16 protein-coding genes are annotated in these 20,508 nt (G+C 62.3%); 7 read left to right on the plus strand and 9 right to left on the minus strand.

Annotated elements, in window-relative coordinates; translation table 11 throughout:
* Positions 1-75: 75 nt before the first annotated feature.
* The 7 genes from DWF74_RS09965 (at position 76) to DWF74_RS09995 (ending at position 9,982) form a co-directional block, all read left to right on the plus strand.
* A complete protein-coding gene (locus DWF74_RS09965) occupies positions 76-1,236 on the plus strand; it encodes an efflux RND transporter periplasmic adaptor subunit (protein ID WP_115580876.1) in 1,161 nt (386 codons plus the stop codon).
* Positions 1,233-4,328, plus strand: a complete 3,096-nt coding sequence (locus tag DWF74_RS09970; RefSeq protein WP_115580877.1) for a multidrug efflux RND transporter permease subunit — start codon at positions 1,233-1,235, stop codon at positions 4,326-4,328. Before DWF74_RS09965 ends, DWF74_RS09970 begins: the two co-directional genes overlap by 4 nt.
* A gap of 8 nt (positions 4,329-4,336) precedes the next feature.
* Positions 4,337-5,014: a heavy metal response regulator transcription factor gene (locus tag DWF74_RS09975; protein ID WP_115580878.1), complete on the plus strand. Its 678-nt coding sequence runs from the start codon at positions 4,337-4,339 to the stop codon at positions 5,012-5,014.
* The gene (locus tag DWF74_RS09980) at positions 5,004-6,368 is read left to right on the plus strand and encodes a heavy metal sensor histidine kinase (protein WP_115580879.1); all 1,365 of its coding nucleotides are present in this window, start codon (positions 5,004-5,006) and stop codon (positions 6,366-6,368) included. The genes DWF74_RS09975 and DWF74_RS09980 overlap by 11 nt, the downstream gene beginning before the upstream one ends.
* Before the next feature lie 225 nt (positions 6,369-6,593).
* Positions 6,594-6,818 (plus strand): hypothetical protein, encoded by a 225-nt coding sequence (locus tag DWF74_RS09985; RefSeq protein ID WP_102860330.1) that lies wholly within the window; start codon positions 6,594-6,596, stop codon positions 6,816-6,818.
* A gap of 163 nt (positions 6,819-6,981) precedes the next feature.
* Positions 6,982-8,331, plus strand: coding sequence for an OprD family porin (locus DWF74_RS09990; RefSeq protein WP_115580880.1), 1,350 nt, complete (start codon positions 6,982-6,984; stop codon positions 8,329-8,331).
* 139 nt (positions 8,332-8,470) lie between these two features.
* Positions 8,471-9,982, plus strand: a complete 1,512-nt coding sequence (locus DWF74_RS09995; protein ID WP_115580881.1) for a sensor domain-containing diguanylate cyclase — start codon at positions 8,471-8,473, stop codon at positions 9,980-9,982.
* 67 nt (positions 9,983-10,049) lie between these two features.
* Here the strand turns inward: DWF74_RS09995 and lpxC are convergent, their stop codons facing one another.
* From lpxC to murD, 9 genes are all read right to left on the minus strand, one after another.
* On the minus strand, positions 10,050-10,961 hold the full coding sequence (gene lpxC, locus DWF74_RS10000) for a UDP-3-O-acyl-N-acetylglucosamine deacetylase (protein WP_011063304.1): 912 nt from the start codon (positions 10,959-10,961) through the stop codon (positions 10,050-10,052).
* 112 nt (positions 10,962-11,073) lie between these two features.
* On the minus strand, positions 11,074-12,267 hold the full coding sequence (gene ftsZ, locus DWF74_RS10005) for a cell division protein FtsZ (RefSeq protein WP_011063305.1): 1,194 nt from the start codon (positions 12,265-12,267) through the stop codon (positions 11,074-11,076).
* Between the two features lie 72 nt (positions 12,268-12,339).
* Positions 12,340-13,599: a cell division protein FtsA gene (ftsA, locus tag DWF74_RS10010; RefSeq protein WP_011063306.1), complete on the minus strand. Its 1,260-nt coding sequence runs from the start codon at positions 13,597-13,599 to the stop codon at positions 12,340-12,342.
* A 14-nt stretch (positions 13,600-13,613) separates the two neighbouring features.
* Complete coding sequence (locus DWF74_RS10015; protein ID WP_102860327.1) at positions 13,614-14,480, minus strand: cell division protein FtsQ/DivIB; 867 nt, start codon at positions 14,478-14,480, stop codon at positions 13,614-13,616.
* A gap of 4 nt (positions 14,481-14,484) precedes the next feature.
* Complete coding sequence (locus DWF74_RS10020) at positions 14,485-15,441, minus strand: D-alanine--D-alanine ligase (protein WP_115580882.1); 957 nt, start codon at positions 15,439-15,441, stop codon at positions 14,485-14,487.
* Positions 15,438-16,892, minus strand: coding sequence for a UDP-N-acetylmuramate--L-alanine ligase (gene murC, locus DWF74_RS10025; RefSeq protein ID WP_102860325.1), 1,455 nt, complete (start codon positions 16,890-16,892; stop codon positions 15,438-15,440). Before murC ends, DWF74_RS10020 begins: the two co-directional genes overlap by 4 nt.
* The gene (murG, locus tag DWF74_RS10030; protein ID WP_115580883.1) at positions 16,885-17,955 is read right to left on the minus strand and encodes an undecaprenyldiphospho-muramoylpentapeptide beta-N-acetylglucosaminyltransferase; all 1,071 of its coding nucleotides are present in this window, start codon (positions 17,953-17,955) and stop codon (positions 16,885-16,887) included. Before murG ends, murC begins: the two co-directional genes overlap by 8 nt.
* Positions 17,945-19,162: a putative lipid II flippase FtsW gene (gene ftsW, locus DWF74_RS10035; RefSeq protein WP_102860323.1), complete on the minus strand. Its 1,218-nt coding sequence runs from the start codon at positions 19,160-19,162 to the stop codon at positions 17,945-17,947. The genes murG and ftsW overlap by 11 nt, the downstream gene beginning before the upstream one ends.
* Positions 19,159-20,505, minus strand: a complete 1,347-nt coding sequence (gene murD, locus DWF74_RS10040; protein ID WP_115580884.1) for a UDP-N-acetylmuramoyl-L-alanine--D-glutamate ligase — start codon at positions 20,503-20,505, stop codon at positions 19,159-19,161. Before murD ends, ftsW begins: the two co-directional genes overlap by 4 nt.
* Positions 20,506-20,508: the final 3 nt, after the last annotated feature.

Here is a 20,508-nt window from a genome sequence, read left to right on the forward strand (position 1 = left end):
GACCGGGTTAGCGGACTATAACTGTGCACAGATCATGGCCATCCTTCCGACATCACTGCCCGGCGCCCTCCCCCCATGCCCATTGCCAAGAAAACCGTCGTGACCGCAACGCTTCTCCTGGCCATCGCCGCCGCTGCGATCTGGTTTCTCAACCAACCCACAAGCCCCAGGCTGAGCGCGCCCTCGGCGATACCGGTGCGGGTGGTGCAGGTGGTCCAGCAGGACGTAGCGCGCTACACCAGCGGCATAGGCTCAGTGCAGTCGCTGCACAGTGTGACCATCCGTCCCCAGGTGGACGGCATCCTCACCCGATTGCGGGTCAAGGAAGGGCAATGGGTGAAAGCTGGCGACCTGCTGGCCACTCTCGATGACCGCTCGATCCGTGCCAACCTGGATCAGGCCCGGGCCCAGCTGGCACAGAATCAGGCCCAGCTGCAGGTGGCGCAGATCAATCTCAAGCGCTACAAGCTGCTGTCGGTGGATGACGGCGTCTCGAAGCAGACGTACGACCAGCAAGTGGCCCTGGTCAATCAGCTCAATGCCACGGCCCAGGGCAACCAGGCCGCCATCGACGCCACCCAGGTACAACTCTCCTACACCCAGATCCGCTCTCCCGTCACTGGCCGGGTGGGTATTCGTACCGTGGATGAAGGTAACTTCCTACGCGTGACCGACACCCAGGGACTGTTTTCGGTGACCCAGATCGACCCCATCGCCGTGGAGTTTTCCCTGCCCCAGCAAATGCTGCCGACCTTGCAGCAGTTGATCCGCGCCCCGAAGCCGGCGGCGGTCCAGGCCTACCTGGGCGCCGACAGCAACAGCCCCGATGCCCTGCTGGGCACCGGGCACCTGACGCTGATCGACAACCAGATCAATGCCGGTACCGGCACCATTCGCGTCAAGGCCGAGTTCGACAACGCTCAGCAAAAGCTCTGGCCCGGACAATTGGTGACGGTGAAAATCCAGACGGCGCTGGACCAGGCCGCGCTCACCGTGCCGCCTGACGTGGTCCAGCGAGGCCTGGATCAGCACTTCGTGTTCAGGGTCAAAGACCAGCACGTGGAAAGCGTGCCGGTGCAGGTGCTGTATCAGGACAGCGGGCTGAACATCATCTCCGGCGTCCAGGCCGGGGACGTGCTGGTCAGTGACGGCCAGTCGCGGCTCAAACCCGGCTCCAGGGTCCAGGTACTGAGCGACCCGCCGCCCCTGGTGCAGGCCTCGGAGCCCAAGCCATGAAGGGCCGTGGCTCGGTATCCGCCTGGTGCATCGACCATCCGGTCGCCACCGTGTTGCTGACGTTCGCGCTGGTGCTGCTGGGGCTGATCGCTTTTACGCGCCTGCCGGTGGCGCCGCTGCCGGAGGCCGAGTTTCCCACCATCCAGGTTTCCGCCGCCCTGCCCGGGGCCAGCCCGGACACCATGGCCTCCTCGGTAGCCACGCCGCTTGAGGTGCAGTTCAGCGCCATCCCCGGCGTAACCCAGATGACCTCCAGCAGCGCCCTGGGCTCCTCCCTGCTGACCCTGCAATTCACCTTGAACAAGAGCATCGACACCGCCGCTCAGGAAGTACAGGCGGCCATCAACACCGCCGCCGGCAAACTGCCCAAGGACATGCCCACCCTGCCCACCTGGAGGAAGGTCAACCCCGCCGACAGCCCGGTGCTGATCCTCAGCATCAGCTCGACGCAGATGCCCGGCACCGAGCTCAGCGACTACGCGGAAACCCTGCTGGCCCGGCAGATCAGCCAGATCGACGGTGTTGGCCAGATCAACATCACCGGCCAGCAGCGCCCGGCGATCCGGGTCCAGGCTTCAGCAGACAAGCTGGCGGCCATCGGCCTGACCCTGGCCGACATTCGCCTGGCGATCCAGCAAACCAGCCTCAACCTGGCCAAGGGCGCGCTGTATGGCGAGTCGAGCATCTCCACCCTGTCCACCAACGACCAGCTGTTCCATCCCGAGGAATACGGCCAGTTGATCGTTTCCTACAAGGACGGCGCACCGGTGCACCTGCAGGACGTGGCGCGAGTGGTCAACGGCTCGGAGAACGCCTACGTCCAGGCCTGGTCCGGCGACCAGCCGGGGGTCAACCTGGTGATCTCGCGCCAACCGGGGGCCAATATCGTCGACACCGTGGACCGCATCCAGGCTGCGCTGCCGGGCCTTGAGGCCATGCTGCCGGCGTCGGTGCAGGTCAAGGTGCTGGTGGATCGCACCCAGACCATCCGCGCCTCGCTGCATGAAGTAGAGATCACGCTGCTGATCGCCGTGCTGCTGGTGGTGGCGGTGATGGCGCTGTTCCTGCGCCAGTGGTCGGCGACCCTGATCGTCTCCGCAGTGCTGGGGGTATCGCTGACCGCCAGTTTCGCCCTCATGTATGTGATGGGCTTCAGCCTGAACAACCTGACCCTGGTGGCCATCGTCATCGCCGTGGGCTTTGTGGTGGACGATGCCATCGTGGTGGTGGAGAACATCCACCGTCACCTGGAGGCCGGCGACGGCATGCGCGAGGCGGCGATCAAGGGCGCCGCAGAGATCGGCTTTACCGTGGTCTCCATCAGCTTTTCCCTGGTGGCGGCGTTCATTCCCCTGCTGTTCATGGGCGGCGTGGTGGGCCGGCTGTTCAAGGAGTTCGCCCTGACCGCCACCTCCACCATCATGATTTCGGTGGTGGTCTCGCTGACCCTGGCCCCGACCCTGGCTGCCCTGTTCATGCGTGCCCCGGTGCACCCGGCCCATGCCCAGCCGGGTTTCGGCGAGCGCCTGCTGGCCTTCTACGAACGCGGCCTGCGCAAGGCCCTGGCCCATCAGCGACTGATGCTGGGGATTTTCGGCCTGACCTTGAGCATGGCCATCGCCGGTTACATTCTGATTCCCAAGGGCTTCTTCCCGGTGCAGGACACCGGCTTCGTGCTGGGTACTACCGAGGCGGCGGCGGACATCTCCTACCCGGACATGGTGAAAAAACATCAGGCCCTGGCAGAAATCGTCGCTGCCGACCCGGCGGTGCAAGCCTTCTCCCATTCGGTGGGCGTCTCCGGCAACAACCAGACCATCGCCAATGGCCGCTTCTGGATCTCGCTGAAAAAACGTGGCGACCGGGATGTCTCCGCCAGCGCCTTTATCGACCGCATCCGCCCACAACTGATGCAGGTGCCCGGCATCGTTCTCTACCTGCGGGCCGGCCAGGACATCAACCTCAGTTCCGGCCCCAGCCGCGCCCAGTATCAATATGTGCTCAAAAGCAACGACGGCCCGACCCTGAGTACCTGGACCCAACGCCTGACTGAAAAACTGCGCGGCAACCCGGCGTTCCGCGATGTTTCCAACGACCTGCAACTGGGCGGCAGCATCACCCACATCAACATCGATCGCACCGCCGCCGCGCGCTTCGGCCTCACCGCCAGCGATGTCGACGAAGCGCTGTACGACGCCTTCGGCCAGCGTCAGATCAACGAGTTCCAGACCGAGATCAACCAGTACAACGTGATCCTCGAACTCGACACTCAGCAACGGGGCAAGGCCGAAAGCCTGAACTACTTCTACCTGCGCTCGCCGCTGACCGGGCAGATGGTCCCGCTGTCGGCCCTGGCCCGCTTCGACGCGCCCAGCATCGGGCCGCTGTCGATCGCCCACGACGGCATGTTTCCGGCGGCCAATCTGTCGTTCAACCTGGCCCCCGGCGTGGCCCTGGGGGATGCGGTGATCCTGCTTGACCAGGCCAAGAGCGAGATCGGCATGCCGGCGGCCATCAGCGGCAACTTCCAGGGCGCGGCCCAGGCCTTCCAAAGCTCCTTGGCCAGCCAGCCGTACCTGATCCTCGCCGCGCTGGTGGCCGTGTACATCATTCTCGGGGTGCTGTACGAAAGCTTCGTGCATCCGCTGACCATCATTTCCACCCTGCCTTCAGCGGGCCTCGGCGCCTTGTTGATGCTCTGGCTCTGCGGCCAGGACTTTTCCATCATGGCGTTGATCGGCCTGGTGCTGCTGATCGGCATCGTCAAGAAAAACGGCATCCTGATGATCGACTTCGCCCTGGAGGCCCAGCGCAACCGTGGCCTGGCTCCTGAAGAAGCGATCTACCAGGCCTGTATCACCCGCTTCCGGCCGATCATCATGACCACCCTCGCCGCCTTGCTCGGCGCCCTGCCGCTGATGCTCGGCTATGGCACCGGTGCCGAACTGCGCCAGCCCCTGGGCATCGCCGTGGTCGGCGGTTTGCTGGTGAGCCAGGCCCTGACGCTGTTCACCACGCCGGTCATATACTTGTGGCTCGAGCGGCTGTTCCACCGGCCCCAGCCGGCCCTTTCGCCGGCCACCAACACCTGAGGCGGGTCATGCGCGTTCTGATTATCGAAGACGAAGAAAAAACTGCGGACTACCTGCATCGCGGACTGACCGAACAGGGCTATACCGTCGACCTGGCCCGGGATGGCGTCGAGGGGCTGCACCTGGCGCTGGAAAGCGACTACGCCGTGATCGTGCTGGATGTGATGCTCCCCGGCCTGGACGGCTTTGGCGTGCTGCGGGCCCTGCGGGCGCGCAAGCAGACCCCGGTGATCATGCTTACCGCCCGGGAGCGCGTGGAGGACCGGATTCGCGGCCTGCGCGATGGCGCCGACGACTACCTGGGCAAGCCCTTTTCCTTCCTTGAACTGGTGGCCCGCCTGCAGGCCCTGACCCGCCGCAGCGGTGGTCACGAACCGGTGCAGATCAGCATCGCCGACCTGTGGATCGATCTCATCAGCCGCAAGGCCAGCCGTGCCGGCATGCGCCTGGACCTGACCGCCAAGGAGTTTTCCCTGCTCAGCGTGCTGGCCCGGCGCCAGGGCGAAATCCTGTCCAAGACCTCGATTGCCGAGATGGTCTGGGACATTAACTTCGACAGCGACGCCAATGTCGTCGAAGTGGCAATCAAGCGCCTGCGGGCCAAACTCGACGGCCCTTTCGAACACAAGCTGCTGCACACCATCCGCGGCATGGGTTATGTGCTGGAGAGCCGCAGTGCCGAGTAACTCCATTGCCCTGCGCCTGAGCGGGCTGTTCACCCTGGTGGCACTGCTGATCTTCCTGCTGATTGGTGGCGCCCTTTATCAACAGGTGGACAAAGGCCTGGGCCTGCTGCCGGAAGCCGAGCTGGACGCGCGTTACAGCGTGCTGGAGTCGGCCTTGAACCGTTACGGCACGCCTGAACACTGGGCCAAGATCAACGCCAAGCTCAAGCTGCTCAGCGAGGAGGACAAGCGCATCCGTTTCTGGGCAGTGAGCGGCGATCCCGCTTATGAGTACGGCAACCCGGACCCACAGATCCGCGCATTCGCCCAAGGTCCGCTGGGCATGCGCGACCTGATCCTGAGCGCTCATCCCTATCCACTGAAGGTACTGGTCAGCCAACTGCCGGCCAAGGAACAGCGCCCGGCCCTGCGCTTCCTGATTGCCATCGACACCGATACTTTCCACCAGACCCAGCAGCAGTTGCTGATAGCCCTGATCGGCCTGGCCATCGTCGGTGTACTGCTGGCCTCGGCCCTGGGTTACTGGGTGGCGCGGATCGGCCTCAAGCCGCTGATCAAGCTGTCCCAGGAGGCCCAGCGCCTGGCACCGCCGCGGCTCTCCGGACGCCTGCAGCTCTCGCCCCTGCCGCCGGAGCTGAGCCAGTTCGTCAGCTCCTTCAACTCCACGCTGGAACGGGTCGAACAGGCCTATTCGCGCCTGGAGTCGTTCAACGCCGACGTCGCCCATGAACTGCGCTCGCCCCTGACCAACCTGATCGGCCAGACCCAGGTGGCCCTGACCCGGGGCCGCTCGGCGGAGCATTACTTCGAAGTACTGCAATCCAATCTTGAAGAACTGGAACGGCTGCGCTCCATCGTCAACGACATGCTGTTCCTGGCCAGTGCCGACCAGGGCAACAAGGCCACCAAGCTCACCAGCACCTCCCTGGCGACGGAAGTGGCTGCCACCCTGGACTACCTGGACTTCATCCTCGAAGACGCCCAGGTCAGGGTCGAGGTCCAGGGCGATGCCCAGGTACGGATCGAGATTGCCCACCTGCGCCGGGCCCTGATCAACCTGCTGAGCAATGCCGTGCAGCACACGGTGGCAGGGGAAGTGATCCGGGTGCGGATTGAAGTGCAGGCGCAGCAGGTGGCGATCGCCGTCAGCAACCCGGGGCAAAACATCGCCAGCGAACACTTGCCGCGTTTGTTCGAGCGTTTCTACCGGGTCGATGCCTCGCGCAGCAACAGCGGCGCCAACCACGGCCTGGGGCTGGCCATCGTCAAGGCCATCGCTCTGATGCATGGCGGCGACGTCTTTGTGCGCAGCGATCGGGGGATCAACACCTTCGGCCTTTATCTGCCTCTGTGACTCGGGATTCTCGGATTCTGCAGACGCCGACTGGCCGACGCACGCCTCAACATATCCGGCGCGGACTATGGGGCACTTTCGCTGGCAACCCGGCGCCTGCTGGCCAGTCTCTACTGTTGTGTTTTTGGTAACAGTCCTTATCCTGTTCGGCTCTTTTTCCAGCAGCCCCATGGTTATATTTTTGTCGCACCGAATTGAACTTGCTCTGCAAGAAGGTCTTCAGAAATGTCCAACAGTATGGGTTTGGCCAGCGTCTTTGTTTTGTCTTCCCTGTTCGTGGTGCCAATGGCCATGGCCGAAGAATCCCAGGGATTCGTGGCGAGAAATGCCGCACGCGCCGCCGCATTCGAACAAGCACAGATTGCCCAGGCCGCCCAGCAGCAACACAGTCAGCAAGCCCAGAAGATCACCGCTGAGCACAGCAAGACCGACGCTCACAAAGACAGTTGATCGGCGATAGCCACTCGTTTCCCTCGACAACTTCTCTGCTTTCAACCCTGGAGTAAGTTGTCTTAAAGCCGCTGACTTCAGCGGCTTTTTTTTGCTGTAGAGAAACCCTCTGCACATTCGTCATGCACAGAACAAGAAACAACCGAATTCACAATAAAAAATCATGTTCATTCACCAAAGGAGCTACACGTTGTTCAGGACCACGCTGAGAATCAGCCCACTATTCATTGCAATCGCTGCAACTATTCCCGCCTTGGGCCAAGCTGCCGAAGAGCGCGACAAACAGGGCTTCGTCGCCGGCTCGAGCCTCAAGCTCAACGCCCGCAACTACTACATGAATCGCAACCGGCATCAGCAAGCCGATGACAACATCGAATGGGGCCAGGGGTTCCTGGGGGTCTTCGAGTCCGGCTACACCCAGGGCACCGTGGGTTTCGGCCTGGATGCCAATGCCATGCTCGGCCTCAAGCTCGATGGCGGTGGCGGCACCGACAGTTCGAGCATCCTGCCCATCAGCGATGGCAACGGAAAAGCGCCCACAGCGTTCTCCACCGCTGGCGCCACCTTGAAGATGCGAGCCTTCGACACCGAGCTCAAGGCCGGCGATCTGTTTCTCAACAACCCGGTGATCGCCGGGGGCATGAGCCGCATGCTGCCGCAGACCTTTCGCGGCGTCAGCCTGACCAACCACAGCTTCGACGGCTGGTTGATCGAAGGCGGCCAAGCCAGTTTCACCAAGCCTTACAACCAGAGTGGCCACAAACGCATCGGCACCTCCTACGGCACCTTGCAAAAAGGTGACGAAAGCCTGCACCTGGATTGGGCCGGGGTCGCCTGGAGTGGCATTCCGGGGCTGACCAGCAGCCTCTACGCCTCTGAACTCAAGGACATCTGGAACCAGTACTACTACGACCTGGACTACACCTACGCGCTCAACGATCTGGTCAGCCTCAATCCGGGCCTGCACTTCTATCACACCCAGGACACCGGCCAGGCGCTGCTGGGCAACATCGACAACAACACCTACAGCCTGCACTTCACCGTGGGCGTAGGCAGCCACAGCGTCACTGCGGCCTACCAGCGAGTCAACGGCAACACGCCGTTCGACTACATCGCCCAGGGTGACAGCATCTACCTGGACAACTCCCAGCAGTACTCGGACTTCAACGGTCCCAACGAGCGCTCCTGGAAGCTCAAGTACGCCTACGATTTCGCCGGCGTCGGCCTGCCGGGCCTGACCTCGGCACTGTCTTACTCCCGGGGCGAGCTGGACCTGACCCAGGTCGATCCGGCCAGCCGCGGCTATGCCAACTGGTACAGCGCCGACGGCAAGCACGCCAAGCACTGGGAGCGCGACCTCGACCTCAAGTACGTGGTGCAAGGCGGCACCGCCAAGGACCTGGCCGTGCGCTTGCAATGGGCCACCAACCGTGGCGGCAACGGCTACGGCGCACTGGACAACGACACCGATGAGTACCGGGTGATCGTCGACTATCCGATCAACGTGTTCTAAGCCGATATGAGCAAAAGGCCAGCATGTTTTGCTGGCCTTTTTTTTATTCGGGATTTATACAGGCGCGAAGGCGTGACCGATTTCTGTAGCCCACGTCCACACTAGACTTAACTATGTCGACGTAGCAGAAATCAAAATCATGAGCGTGAGTCGTGCGACACCCCGCACAGGGAAAATCGCGTCAAATCCGGAACGTCTGTTGGTCCTGGCCAGCTCGCTGATCGTCGTGGCCATTCTCAGTATCGTCACCTACCTGTTGATCCGTGAACACGCTGCTGCCGAACAGGCTGCCACCCGTGCCGCGAACAACATCGTGCAGTTGATCGAAGCGGATGTGTTGCGCAACGTCGAACTCTACGACCTGTCCCTCAAGGGGCTGATCAGTGCGGCGCAACGCGACGACCTGAAGGACGTATCGGCGCCCATCCGCCACCTGGCGCTGTTCGACCGGGCCACCGCAGCGCCCTACAAGGGCGATATTCTGTTGCTGGACAAGCACGGCGAGGTACTTGCCGACTCGGCTTCGGTCGTGCCGCGCACGGGCAACTACGCCGACCGCGAGTACTTCCGCTCGCATATCGACAATCCAGATCCAGGGATGATGATCAGCCCCCCGTTCCGTGCCCGCACCGCCGAGCATGACTGGCGGATCAGCTTCAGTCGTCGGCTCAGCAACGAGAATGGCGAGTTCATCGGTGTCGCCGAAGCGGCCATGCGCCTGAGCTACTTCAATGAGCTGTTCAAGAATCTGGATATCGGGCGCAACGGCTCGATCAACCTGATCAGCCGCGACGGGGTTCTGCTGGCCCAACAACCGCCCCTGGCGGACGACCTGATTGGCAAGAGTTTCAGTAACCGCCCCAACTTCGTGCGCATCCTGGGCGAAGGCAATGGCAGCTTCAGCAGCGTGTCCAGCGTGGATCGGATGCACCGGCTTTACACCTTTTCCCAGGTGGGTGACCTGCCGCTGATCGTGGTTGTGGCGCTGTCCATCGACGAAGTCTTCGCTGCCTGGCAACGCACGGCGCTGCTGATCAGCGGCGCCACTGGGGCGCTGTGCATCGCCCTGTTCTGGCTGACCTGGCAACTGTGTCGTGAACTGCGGCGTCGGCAGGATGCCGAGCAGGAGCTGGCGCGCCTGGCAGCTGTCGATGCCCTCACCGGCCTGGCCAACCGTCGTACCCTGGATCAGGTGATGAACAATGAGTGGGCCCGGGCCCGGCGCGCCAACCAGCCCCTGTCGCTGCTGATGATCGATGTCGACCACTTCAAGTCGTTCAACGACCGCTTTGGCCATCCACTGGGGGACCAGGCATTGCGTGCAGTGGCGCAGAACATTGGCACTTGCGCGGGACGCCCGGCAGATCTGGCGGCGCGCTACGGAGGCGAAGAGTTCGCGGTAGTACTGCCGGAGACCGACAGCGCCGGCGCCGCCGTACTCGCCGAGCGAATCCGCGCCAGCATCGCCGCCTTGCCGACTGTCAGCGAGCAGGCCACCCCCTTGACGGTGAGCATCGGCATCAACACCTGGTCGGGCAATCCCGATATCAGCCTCGAGCAATGGGTGAGTGACGCCGACAAGGCCCTGTATCAAGCCAAGTACAGCGGCCGCAACCGAGTGGTTTCCAACATGTCACGGCGCAGCAGCTGAACCTTCGGGCATAAAAAAAGGCCATCCGGGGGGATGGCCTTCAAAAACAAAAGGAAAGAGAGAGTAATTACACGGCCGCGACCGGACGCATGTAAGAGATCGGTGCAGTGCTGGCATCTTCGAAGGTCACGACTTCCCAGGCATCTTTCTGCTCAATCAACTTGCGCAGTAGCTGGTTGTTCAGTGCGTGGCCCGATTTGAAGCCCTTGAACTCGCCTATCAGGCTATTGCCTAGCAGGTAGAGGTCACCAATTGCATCCAGGATCTTGTGCTTGACGAATTCGTCTTCGTAGCGAAGACCGTCTTCGTTCAGTACGCCATCCGAATCGACCACAATGGCGTTTTCCACGCTGCCGCCGAGTGCGAGGTTGTGCTTGCGCAGGTACTCGATATCACTCATGAAACCAAAGGTACGGGCGCGGCTGACTTCTTTTACAAACGAAGTGCTGGAGAAGTCCACGCTTGCACTCTGGGTGCGGTCACGGAAAACCGGGTGATCGAAATCGATCTCGAAGCTCACTTTAAAACCATCGAAAGGCACGAAAGTGGCGCGCTTGTCGCCGTCTTCCACGGTCACTTCACGAAGGATGCGGATGAACTTTTTAGCTGCGTCCTGTTCTTCGAGGCCAGCAGATTGAATCAGGAATACGAAGGGTCCGGCGCTACCATCCATGATCGGGACTTCGGACGCGGAGAGCTCGACGTAGGCGTTATCGATGCCCAGGCCAGCCATGGCCGAGAGCAAGTGCTCCACCGTGTCCACTTTGACGTCACCGTTGACCAACGTGGTCGACATCGTGGTTTCGCCAACATTTTCCGCGCGAGCAGGAATCTGCACCACAGGGTCCAGGTCGGCACGACAAAACACAATGCCGGTGTCGACAGGCGCAGGCTTGAGGGTCAGGTAAACCTTCTCCCCGGAATGCAGGCCTACACCTGTGGCACGGATAATATTCTTCAGGGTGCGTTGTTTAATCATGGCTTGGGCCGCTTCAGCGCAAATTGCGAACTGGTATCAACAAAGGCTGGCGATAATAGCAGACCATGCCTTTGCTGAACACCAATCACCCTAATACCCCTGATACATTCCATCAATCGGCCTGACGACGCAGGAATGCCGGGATGTCCAGGTAATCCAGATCATCTTGCGGATTCAGCTTCGCCGCGGTCGCCGCGTTCGACTGCGCCTGATTGCGCATGACGGTCGGACGGTCCAGGTCACGGTAGTTCACCGACGGCAGTTCCTGACGAGCAGGGGCTGGCGCTTGCGACTGCGCGGACATGGAAGTCTGAACGGTGTTGTCGATGACCTTTACAGGTTTCTCGATTTTCGCGCCCAGACCGGTGGCCACTACGGTTACATGCAGCTCGTCACGCATGTCCGGATCGATAACAGTACCGACCTTGACCATGGCGTGTTCGGAAGCAAAGGCTTCGATGATGCTACCCACGTCGGAGTACTCACCCAGGGACAGGTCGGGACCTGCGGTGATGTTCACCAGGATGCCGCGTGCACCCTCCAGGTTCACGTCTTCCAGCAGCGGGTTGCGGATCGCCGCTTCAGTGGCCTCACGCGCACGGTTCGGACCGCTGGCGCAGCCAGTGCCCATCATCGCCATGCCCATTTCGCTCATCACGGTACGTACGTCGGCAAAGTCGACGTTGATCATGCCCGGACGCTTGATGATGTCGGAGATACCGCGAACGGCACCGGCCAGCACGTCGTCAGCCTTGGCGAAAGCCGACAGCAGGCTGGCGTCCTTGCCGAGGATGGTCAGCAGCTTCTCGTTGGGGATGGTGATCAACGAGTCGACGCTTTCGCTCAGCGCGCGGATGCCCTCATCGGCGATCTGCATGCGCTTGCGGCCTTCGAACGGGAACGGACGGGTCACCACCGCAACGGTGAGGATGCCCATTTCCTTGGCCACTTCAGCGATGATCGGCGCCGCACCGGTACCGGTACCGCCGCCCATGCCGGTGGTGATGAACACCATGTTGGTGCCCGCCAGTACTTCGGCGATACGCTCGCGGTCTTCCAGAGCGGCTTGACGGCCGACTTCCGGATTGGCGCCAGCACCCAGGCCCTTGGTCACGCCGGTACCCAGTTGCAGGATGGTCCGCGCGCCGATGTTTTTCAGCGCTTGAGCATCAGTGTTGGCGCAGATGAACTCGACGCCTTCGATGTTGCTCTTGACCATGTGATTGACCGCGTTGCCGCCGCCACCGCCAACACCGATAACCTTGATTACCGGACTCTGCGGGATGTTGTCTACGAGTTCGAACATTTTCCCTCTCCTTTCATTTCTCTAGTTTTTCGCCTACTGCCTACTGCTTTGAAACGGTGTTGCGGTAAATCTTTAGAAGTTGCCCTGGACCCAGCTCTTGATGCGGTCCAGCAACGCGGCCTTGGGCTCGTCGCTGCTGTAGCTGTCGCGGCTGCCGATGCCGGAGAACGAGATGCCATCGGACTGTTTCTGCAGTCCGTACAGCAGCAGGCCGACGCCGGTGGAATAGATCGGGTTGCGCACCACGTCGGACAGGCCCTTGACACTGTGGGGCACGCCCAGACGAACCGGCATGTGGAAAATCTCCTCGGCCAGTTCCACCGCGCCTTCCATCTTCGACGTACCACCGGTGAGCACGATGCCGGCCGGGATCAGGTCTTCGTAGCCGCTGCGACGCAGCTCGGCCTGGATCAGGGTGAACAGTTCGTCGTAACGCGGTTCGACCACTTCGGCCAGGGCCTGACGCGACAGCTCGCGCGGCGGACGATCGCCGACGCTCGGCACCTTGATGGTTTCGCCGGCACCGGCCAGCTTGGCCAGGGCGCAGGCGTAACGGATCTTGATCTCCTCGGCGTACTGGGTCGGCGTGCGCAGGGCCATGGCGATGTCGTTGGTCACCTGATCGCCGGCAATCGGGATCACCGCGGTGTGACGGATCGCGCCTTCGGTGAAGATCGCCATGTCGGTGGTGCCGCCGCCGATGTCCACCAGGCACACGCCCAGCTCTTTCTCGTCGTCGGTGAGTACCGAATAGGCCGAGGCCAGTTGCTCGAGGATGATGTCGTCGATTTCCAGGCCGCAGCGACGCACGCACTTCTCGATGTTCTGAGCGGCATTCACCGCACAGGTCACTACGTGCACCTTGGCTTCCAGACGCACGCCCGACATGCCCAAAGGCTCACGCACGCCTTCCTGGTTATCGATCACGTAATCCTGTGGCAGGGTGTGCAGGACCCGCTGGTCAGCCGGGATTGCCACGGCCTGGGCCGCATCCAATACCCGCTCCAGGTCCGCCGAGCTGACTTCACGGTCGCGGATCGCCACGATGCCGTGGGAGTTCAGGCTGCGGATGTGATTGCCCGCCACACCGACGAAGGCCGAGTGAATACGGCAACCCGCCATCAGTTGCGCCTCTTCCACCGCGCGCTGGATCGACTGCACGGTGGACTCGATGTTCACCACCACGCCCTTCTTCAGGCCGCGGGAAGGATGGGTGCCGATGCCGACGATTTCCAGCGAGCCATCGGCCGCGACTTCGCCCACCAGCGCCACCACCTTGGAGGTGCCGATATCCAGGCCGACGATCATTTTGCCGCTTTGCACATTTGCCATGGTCCTGCCTCTTCTTAATTCTTCGCGACGGCAGGTTGCGCCGTCGTGGGTGCCGCCGGATCGCGCCAGCCCACGGCCAGGCCGTTGGCGTAGCGCAGATCGATGCGCGCGATGTTCGTGATCTGTTCTTTCAGCGTTTTTTCATAAATGGCAATGAAGCGGCGCATCTTCTCCACCAGATGATCGCGACCCAGGAGCAACTCGATACCGGGACCGGCACTGCCGGCACCGGTGGTCAGGAACCAGCTGCCGCGCTCACGCAGCTCCAGACGGGCTATCGAAAAGCCCAGCGGCCGCAGCATCTGGCTCAACACCTGATACTGCTGCATCACTTGCTGCTGGGCCCGCTGCGGCCCGAACAACTGCGGCAAGTGTTCATAGTTCGCCAGTTCACGCGGAGTGAAGGCCTGGCCCTGGTTGTTCAACAGCGCCTCGTCGCCCCAGCGGGCCACTGGCAGTTGTTCTTCCAGGCGAATCACCACTTGGTCCGGCCACACCCGACGAACTTCGGCGTGGGCGATCCAGGGCATCTTTTCCAGCTCGGTGCGCATGCTCGCCAGGTCGATGGTGAAGAAGCTCGCCGCGACATATGGCGCGATCCGCTGCTGCACCGCCTGCTGGCTGATGTAGCTCAAGTCCCCCTGCACCGCGATCTTGGTGATCGGACGGTCGGCGTATGGCAGCAAGCGCTGGGCACCTTCATAGGTGCCAAAGCCCAACGCCACCAGCAGCACCGGCCAGAACAGGCTTTTCAGAAAACCAAAGTTGGCTTTCGGCAGGCGCACCGACATCGGCTCTTTGGCCACCATACGGCTGGCACCCCGCGGCACCGGCTTGCGGCCGGGTGCAGGTTGCTGATGACGAAGCGACGCGCCTTGCATGGACTTAACCTCTCGCCTCAAGACTGGCTGCCAGGATGGCCAGGACCAACTGCTGGAAATCCAGACCGGCCGCACGAGCGGCCATCGGCACCAGGCTGTGGTCGGTCATCCCGGGAGCGGTGTTCACTTCCAGGAACCAGAACTGCCCCTGGGCATCCTGCATCACATCGGCACGCGCCCAACCGGCGATACCGAGCGCCTCACAGGCTTTCGCCGTGAGCTCCATGAGTTCCTGTTCCTTGGTGCTATCGAGGCCGCATGGAATCCGGTACTGGGTATCGGAAGCCAGGTACTTGGCGTCGTAGTCGTAAAACGTGTGGGGAGTGCCCAACGCGATCGGTGGCAGCACCTGACCACGCAGGGTTGCGATGGTGAACTCCGGACCCTGGATCCATTGCTCGACCAACACTTGCGAATCGTAGGTACTGGCCGCCTTCCATGCCTCGATCAATTCGGGTGCGGAAGTCACCTTGGCCATACCGATACTGGAGCCTTCATGAGCCGGTTTGACGATCAAAGGCAGGCCCAGTTCCGCCACCGCGGAAATACAGTCGGCTTCCGAACTCAGGACCGCGTGACGCGGCGTCGGAATACCCAGGCTGTGCCAGACCTGCTTGGTGCGCAGCTTGTCCATGGCCAAGGCCGAAGCGAGGATGCCGCTACCGGTGTAGGGAATCCCCACGCATTCCAGCAGGCCTTGCATGCTGCCGTCTTCACCGCCACGGCCGTGGAGAATGATGAAGGCGCGATCGATCTTCTCGCTCAAGAGGCGCTGCAGCAGGTCGTCACCGACATCAATGCCGAAGGCGTTCACACCGCCACTCTGCAAGGCTTCAAGCACGGCCTTGCCGGACTTCAGCGACACTTCGCGCTCGGCGCTCTTGCCGCCATAGAGCACGGCAACGCGACCGAAATCGCTCGGCTTTACGGTGGAGAACAGGTTGGCGTAGGCAGCCGTCATTTCGCCCCCTTGCCAGCGGCCACAGCACCGGCGAACAGCGGGCTGTTGAGCAGTTTTGGCGCCAGGCCACCGATATCACCGGCGCCTTGGCACAACAGGATGTCACCGGCACGCAGCAGTGGCTTGACCAGCGGTGCCAGGTCGACGCCTCGCTCGATGTAGATCGGGTCCAACTGGCCCCGCTGCCGAATGCTGTGGCACAACTGGCGGCTGTCAGCGCCCGGAATCGGCTCTTCACCGGCCGGGTAGACCTCCATCAACAGCAGCACGTTGGCATCGGCCAGCACCTGCACGAAGTCGTCGTACAGATCGCGGGTACGGCTGAAACGGTGCGGCTGGTAGACCATCACCAGGCGGCGCTCCGGCCAACCGCCACGCACGGCCTTGATCACTGCCGCGACCTCGGTCGGGTGGTGCCCGTAGTCGTCCACCAGCATGACGTTGCCGCCTTCCACCGGCAGTTCGCCGTAGACCTGGAAGCGCCGGCCCACACCCTGGAAGCCCGACAGCCCCTGGACAATGGCTTCGTCGCTGATGCCTTCGTCGGTGGCGATGCAGATGGTCGCCAGGGAGTTCAGCACGTTGTGGTTGCCCGGCATGTTCACCGACACGTCCAGCGGCTCGCGGTCACGACGCAGCACGGTGAAGAAGGTCTGCATGCCTTGCTGGCGTACATTGATGGCACGCACGTCGGCTTCTTCGCTGAAGCCGTAGGTCACGGTCGGACGCTTGACCTGCGGCAGGATATCGCGCACCACCGGATCGTCCAGGCACATCACCGCCAGCCCGTAGAACGGCAGGTTATGCAGGAAGTCGACGAAGGTTTTCTTCAGTTTGTTGAAGTCACCGTCGTAGGTCGCCATATGGTCAGCGTCGATGTTGGTGACCACGGCCACCAGCGGCTGCAGATGCAGGAAGCTGGCGTCGCTTTCGTCGGCTTCGGCAATCAGGTAACGGCTGGTGCCCAGCTGGGCATTGGTGCCCGCTGCATTGAGCCGACCACCGATGACAAAGGTCGGGTCCAGACCGCCCGCGGCGAACACCGAAGCCAGCAGGCTGGTGGTGGTGGTCTTGCCGTGCGTACCAGCCACGGCAACGCCGTGACGGTAGCGCATCAGCTCGGCGAGCATTTCCGCCCGCGGCACCACCGGAATGCGCCGTTCCAGTGCAGTGGCGACTTCCGGGTTGGAGGTGTTCACGGCGCTGGAAACCACCAGTACATCGGCGTTCGCAGCGTTCTCGGCGCGGTGGCCGATAAAAATCTGTGCACCGAACGACTCCAGGCGCTCGGTGACCGGCGACGCCTTGAGATCGGAACCGGAGACCTGGTAACCCAGGTTCAGCAGCACCTCGGCAATCCCGCACATGCCCACGCCGCCAATACCAACGAAATGGATACGACGGATACGGCGCATTTCCGGTTGCGGCATGGCTTTTTGATTCTCAACCATGGGCCACCTCCAGGCAGATATTCACCACATCGCGGGTGGCATCGGGTTTGGCCAGGCGGCGCGCAGCCTGGGCCATGTTGTCGAGTCGTTCTGGTTGCATCAAAACCTCTGTCAGGCGAGCGGCAAGGTCCGCTGCACCAGTCGTTCTTTGCGGCATCAGGAAGGCAGCACCTTCACGAGCCAAATATTCGGCATTGCGGGTCTGGTGATCGTCGATCGCATGGGGCAAAGGCACCAGCATCGAAGGCAGACCGGCAGCAGCCAGTTCGCTGACGGTCAACGCGCCTGCGCGACAGACCACCAGGTCGGCCCAGCCATAGGCTTGAGCCATGTTTTTGATAAAGGGCTGCACCTGCGCCTCGACGCCGGCGGCGCGATAGCGCTCTGCAGTGACTTCATCGTGGTTTTTACCAGCCTGATGGAACACCTCCGGACGCAGCTCGGGGGCGACCTGTGCCAGGGCTTCCGGCAATAACTTGTTCAACGGCTCTGCCCCCAGGCTTCCGCCCAGGATCAGTAAACGCGCCTTGCGTCCGGCCAGGGCCTCGCGCGGTGTGTCGAGGAACAGTTCGGTGCGCACCGGATTGCCCGTGGTGCGGCGGCTGTCGGAGGCTCCGAAGGTGTCCGGGAAAGCTTCGCAGACTCGGGCGGCCAACGGCACCAGCAGCCGATTGGCGGTACCGGCCACAGCATTCTGCTCGTGAACGATCACCGGCACCCCCGACAACTTGGCGGCAACACCACCAGGGCCGGTCACATAACCACCAAAACCCAGCACACACACCGGCTTGAGTTGCCGAATGATCCGCCGGGCCTGGAGCACCGCCTTGATCAGGACGAACGGCGCCTTGAGCAGGGACAGCTTGCCCTTGCCCCGCAGCCCGGTGACGTTGATCAAATGCAGCGGCAGGCCAGCCGCCGGTACCAATTCGTTCTCGATCCCGCGGGGAGTACCCAGCCAGTGCACGCTGTAGCCACGGGCCTGGAACTCGCGGGCACAAGCCAGCGCCGGGAACACGTGGCCACCGGTGCCGCCCGCCATGATCAGCACGTTAGCGCCCATGGATCGGCTCCTCGGCAAAGTCACTCTCACTGAACTCCATCTCTTCACTGCCCAGGTGGGTCCTGCTCTCCCATTCGATACGCAGCAACAATCCGAGGCAGGCGCAGCAGATCACCAACGAACTACCGCCATAACTGAGGAACGGCAGGGTCAGCCCCTTGGTTGGCAGCAGACCGACGTTCACCCCGATATTGATCAAGAACTGACCAATCCACAGGAACGACAAGCCATAAGCCACATAAGCGGCAAAATACTGCTTGGCTTTCTCGGCCCACAGGCCGATGTACATGCCGCGTATACAGACGAATACGAACAGCGCCACTGTGCACAAGGAGCCCACGGCACCCAGCTCTTCGGCCAGCACCGAGAACACGAAGTCGGTGTGAGCCTCCGGCAGATAGAACTGTTTCTGCACACTGTTGCCCAGACCCACTCCCAGCCACTCGCCACGACCGAAGGCGATCAAGGCCTGGGACAGCTGGTAACCGGCACCAAACTGGTCCGCCCAGGGGTCGGCAAAGTTGGTCAGACGGGCCATTCGATAGGGCTGCATCTGAATCAGCAAGACCACCGCCGCCACCGCCAGGAGCACCATCAGGGAAAACCGGAACAGCCCGACACCGCCGAGGAACAGCATCGCCGCCGCGGCGCCCATCATCACCACGGTGGCACCGAAGTCCGGCTCCATCAGTAGCAGGCCCGCCATTGGCAGCAGAACGATGAACGGCTTGAAGAAGCCCATCCAGCTTTCACGCACTTCCTTCTGCCGCCGCACCAGGTAGCCGGCGAGGTAAATCACCACGAACACCTTGGCAATCTCGGAGGGCTGAACGTTAAAGAAGCTGAAACCGATCCAGCGCATCGAACCGTTCACTTCACGGCCAATCCCCGGAATGATCACCATCACCAGCAAGCCGAAGGCACCAATCAACATCATCCAGCCCAGGCGCTGCCAGGTGGCGATGGGAATCATCATGGTGACAATGCAGGCACCCAGCCCCAGCACGATGTAGATCAGGTGGCGAATCATGTAGTACAGGGCACTGCCCGACTGCGCCGCCGCCACTTCGGTGGAGGCCGAGGCAATCATCACCAGCCCCAGGCCCAGCAGGGTCAGACAGCCGGCGAGCATCGGGAAATCAAGGTCGATGCCGCGCCCGGTGATCAGCGGGGACGGATAAGGCTTGATGATGTTTCTCAGATTCATGCCAGTTCCTCCACGACACGGACGAACTGGTGACCACGGTCTTCGTAATTCTTGAACATGTCGAAACTGGCACAGGCGGGAGATAGCAACACCACGTCGCCAGGCTGCGCGGCTGCGCGGCATTGAGCCACAGCGTCGGCCAGCGAATCGGCACGAATCAGCGGCACGGCATCGCCGATGGCCTCACCGATCTTGTCGGAGTCACGGCCCATCAAGATCACCGCGCGGCAGTTGGCCGCCACCGGGTCCCGCAGATCCTTGAACTCGGCGCCCTTGCCGTCGCCACCGGCGATCAGCACGATCTTGCCAGCGATGTCCGCACCCAGGCCTTCGATGGCAGCCAGTGCGGCGCCGACGTTGGTGGCTTTGGAATCGTTGTAATAGCCCACGCCATCCACGTCGCGAACCCACTGGCAACGGTGCTCGAGGCCGGCGAAGGTGCGCAGGGCCGAGAGCATCGCGTCGAACGGCAAGCCGACTGCATGCCCCAGGGCCAATGCCGCCAGGGCGTTGGACTGGTTATGGGCACCGCGGATCTTCAGTTCGCGCACCGGCATCAGGTTCTGGAACTCGAAGGCCAGGTACTTCTCGCCGTTCTCTTCCCGCAGGCCAAAGCCCTTGAAGTCGGGCTTGCCCAGGCCAAAGGTCCAGCACGGCAGGTTCTCGCTCAACAACGGCCGGGACAGCGCATCCTGGCGATTGACCACCACTTGCCGCGCGCCCCGGAAGATCCGGTGCTTGGCCAGGTGATAGGCCGGCAGACCGCTGTAACGGTCCATGTGGTCTTCGCTGATGTTGAGCACAGTGGCCACTTCAGCGCCCAGCTGGTCGGTGGTTTCCAGCTGGAAGCTGGACAGTTCCATCACGTACAGCTCGATATCGTCGCTGAGCAGATCCAGGGCCGGAGTGCCCAGGTTGCCGCCCACGGCGACCCGCTTGCCCGCCGCAGCGGCCATCTCGCCCACCAGGGTGGTCACGGTGCTTTTCGCGTTGGAACCGCTGATGGCGACAATCGGCGCCTTCGCGTTACGCGCGAACAGCTCGATGTCACCGGACAATTTCACGCCACGGGCAGCAGCGGCCTGCAGGGCCGGAGTCGCCAGGGCCAGGCCGGGGCTCACGTAGAGCTCGTCGGCACGGCACAGGAATTCGACGTCCAGCTCGCCACAACGCACCTCCACCTGCGGGTAGTCACGACGCAACGTGGCCAGCTCAGGTGGATTCTCCCGCGTATCGGCCACCGCAAAAGCCACGCCCCGGTTCGCCAGGAAGCGAACCAGGGACATGCCGCTCTTGCCGAGGCCGACAACGATGCGGAAGTGGTCAGAAGCGATCAGAGACACTCG

It is taken from the genome of Pseudomonas protegens (assembly GCF_003363755.1).
Classification (GTDB): domain Bacteria; phylum Pseudomonadota; class Gammaproteobacteria; order Pseudomonadales; family Pseudomonadaceae; genus Aquipseudomonas; species Aquipseudomonas danubii.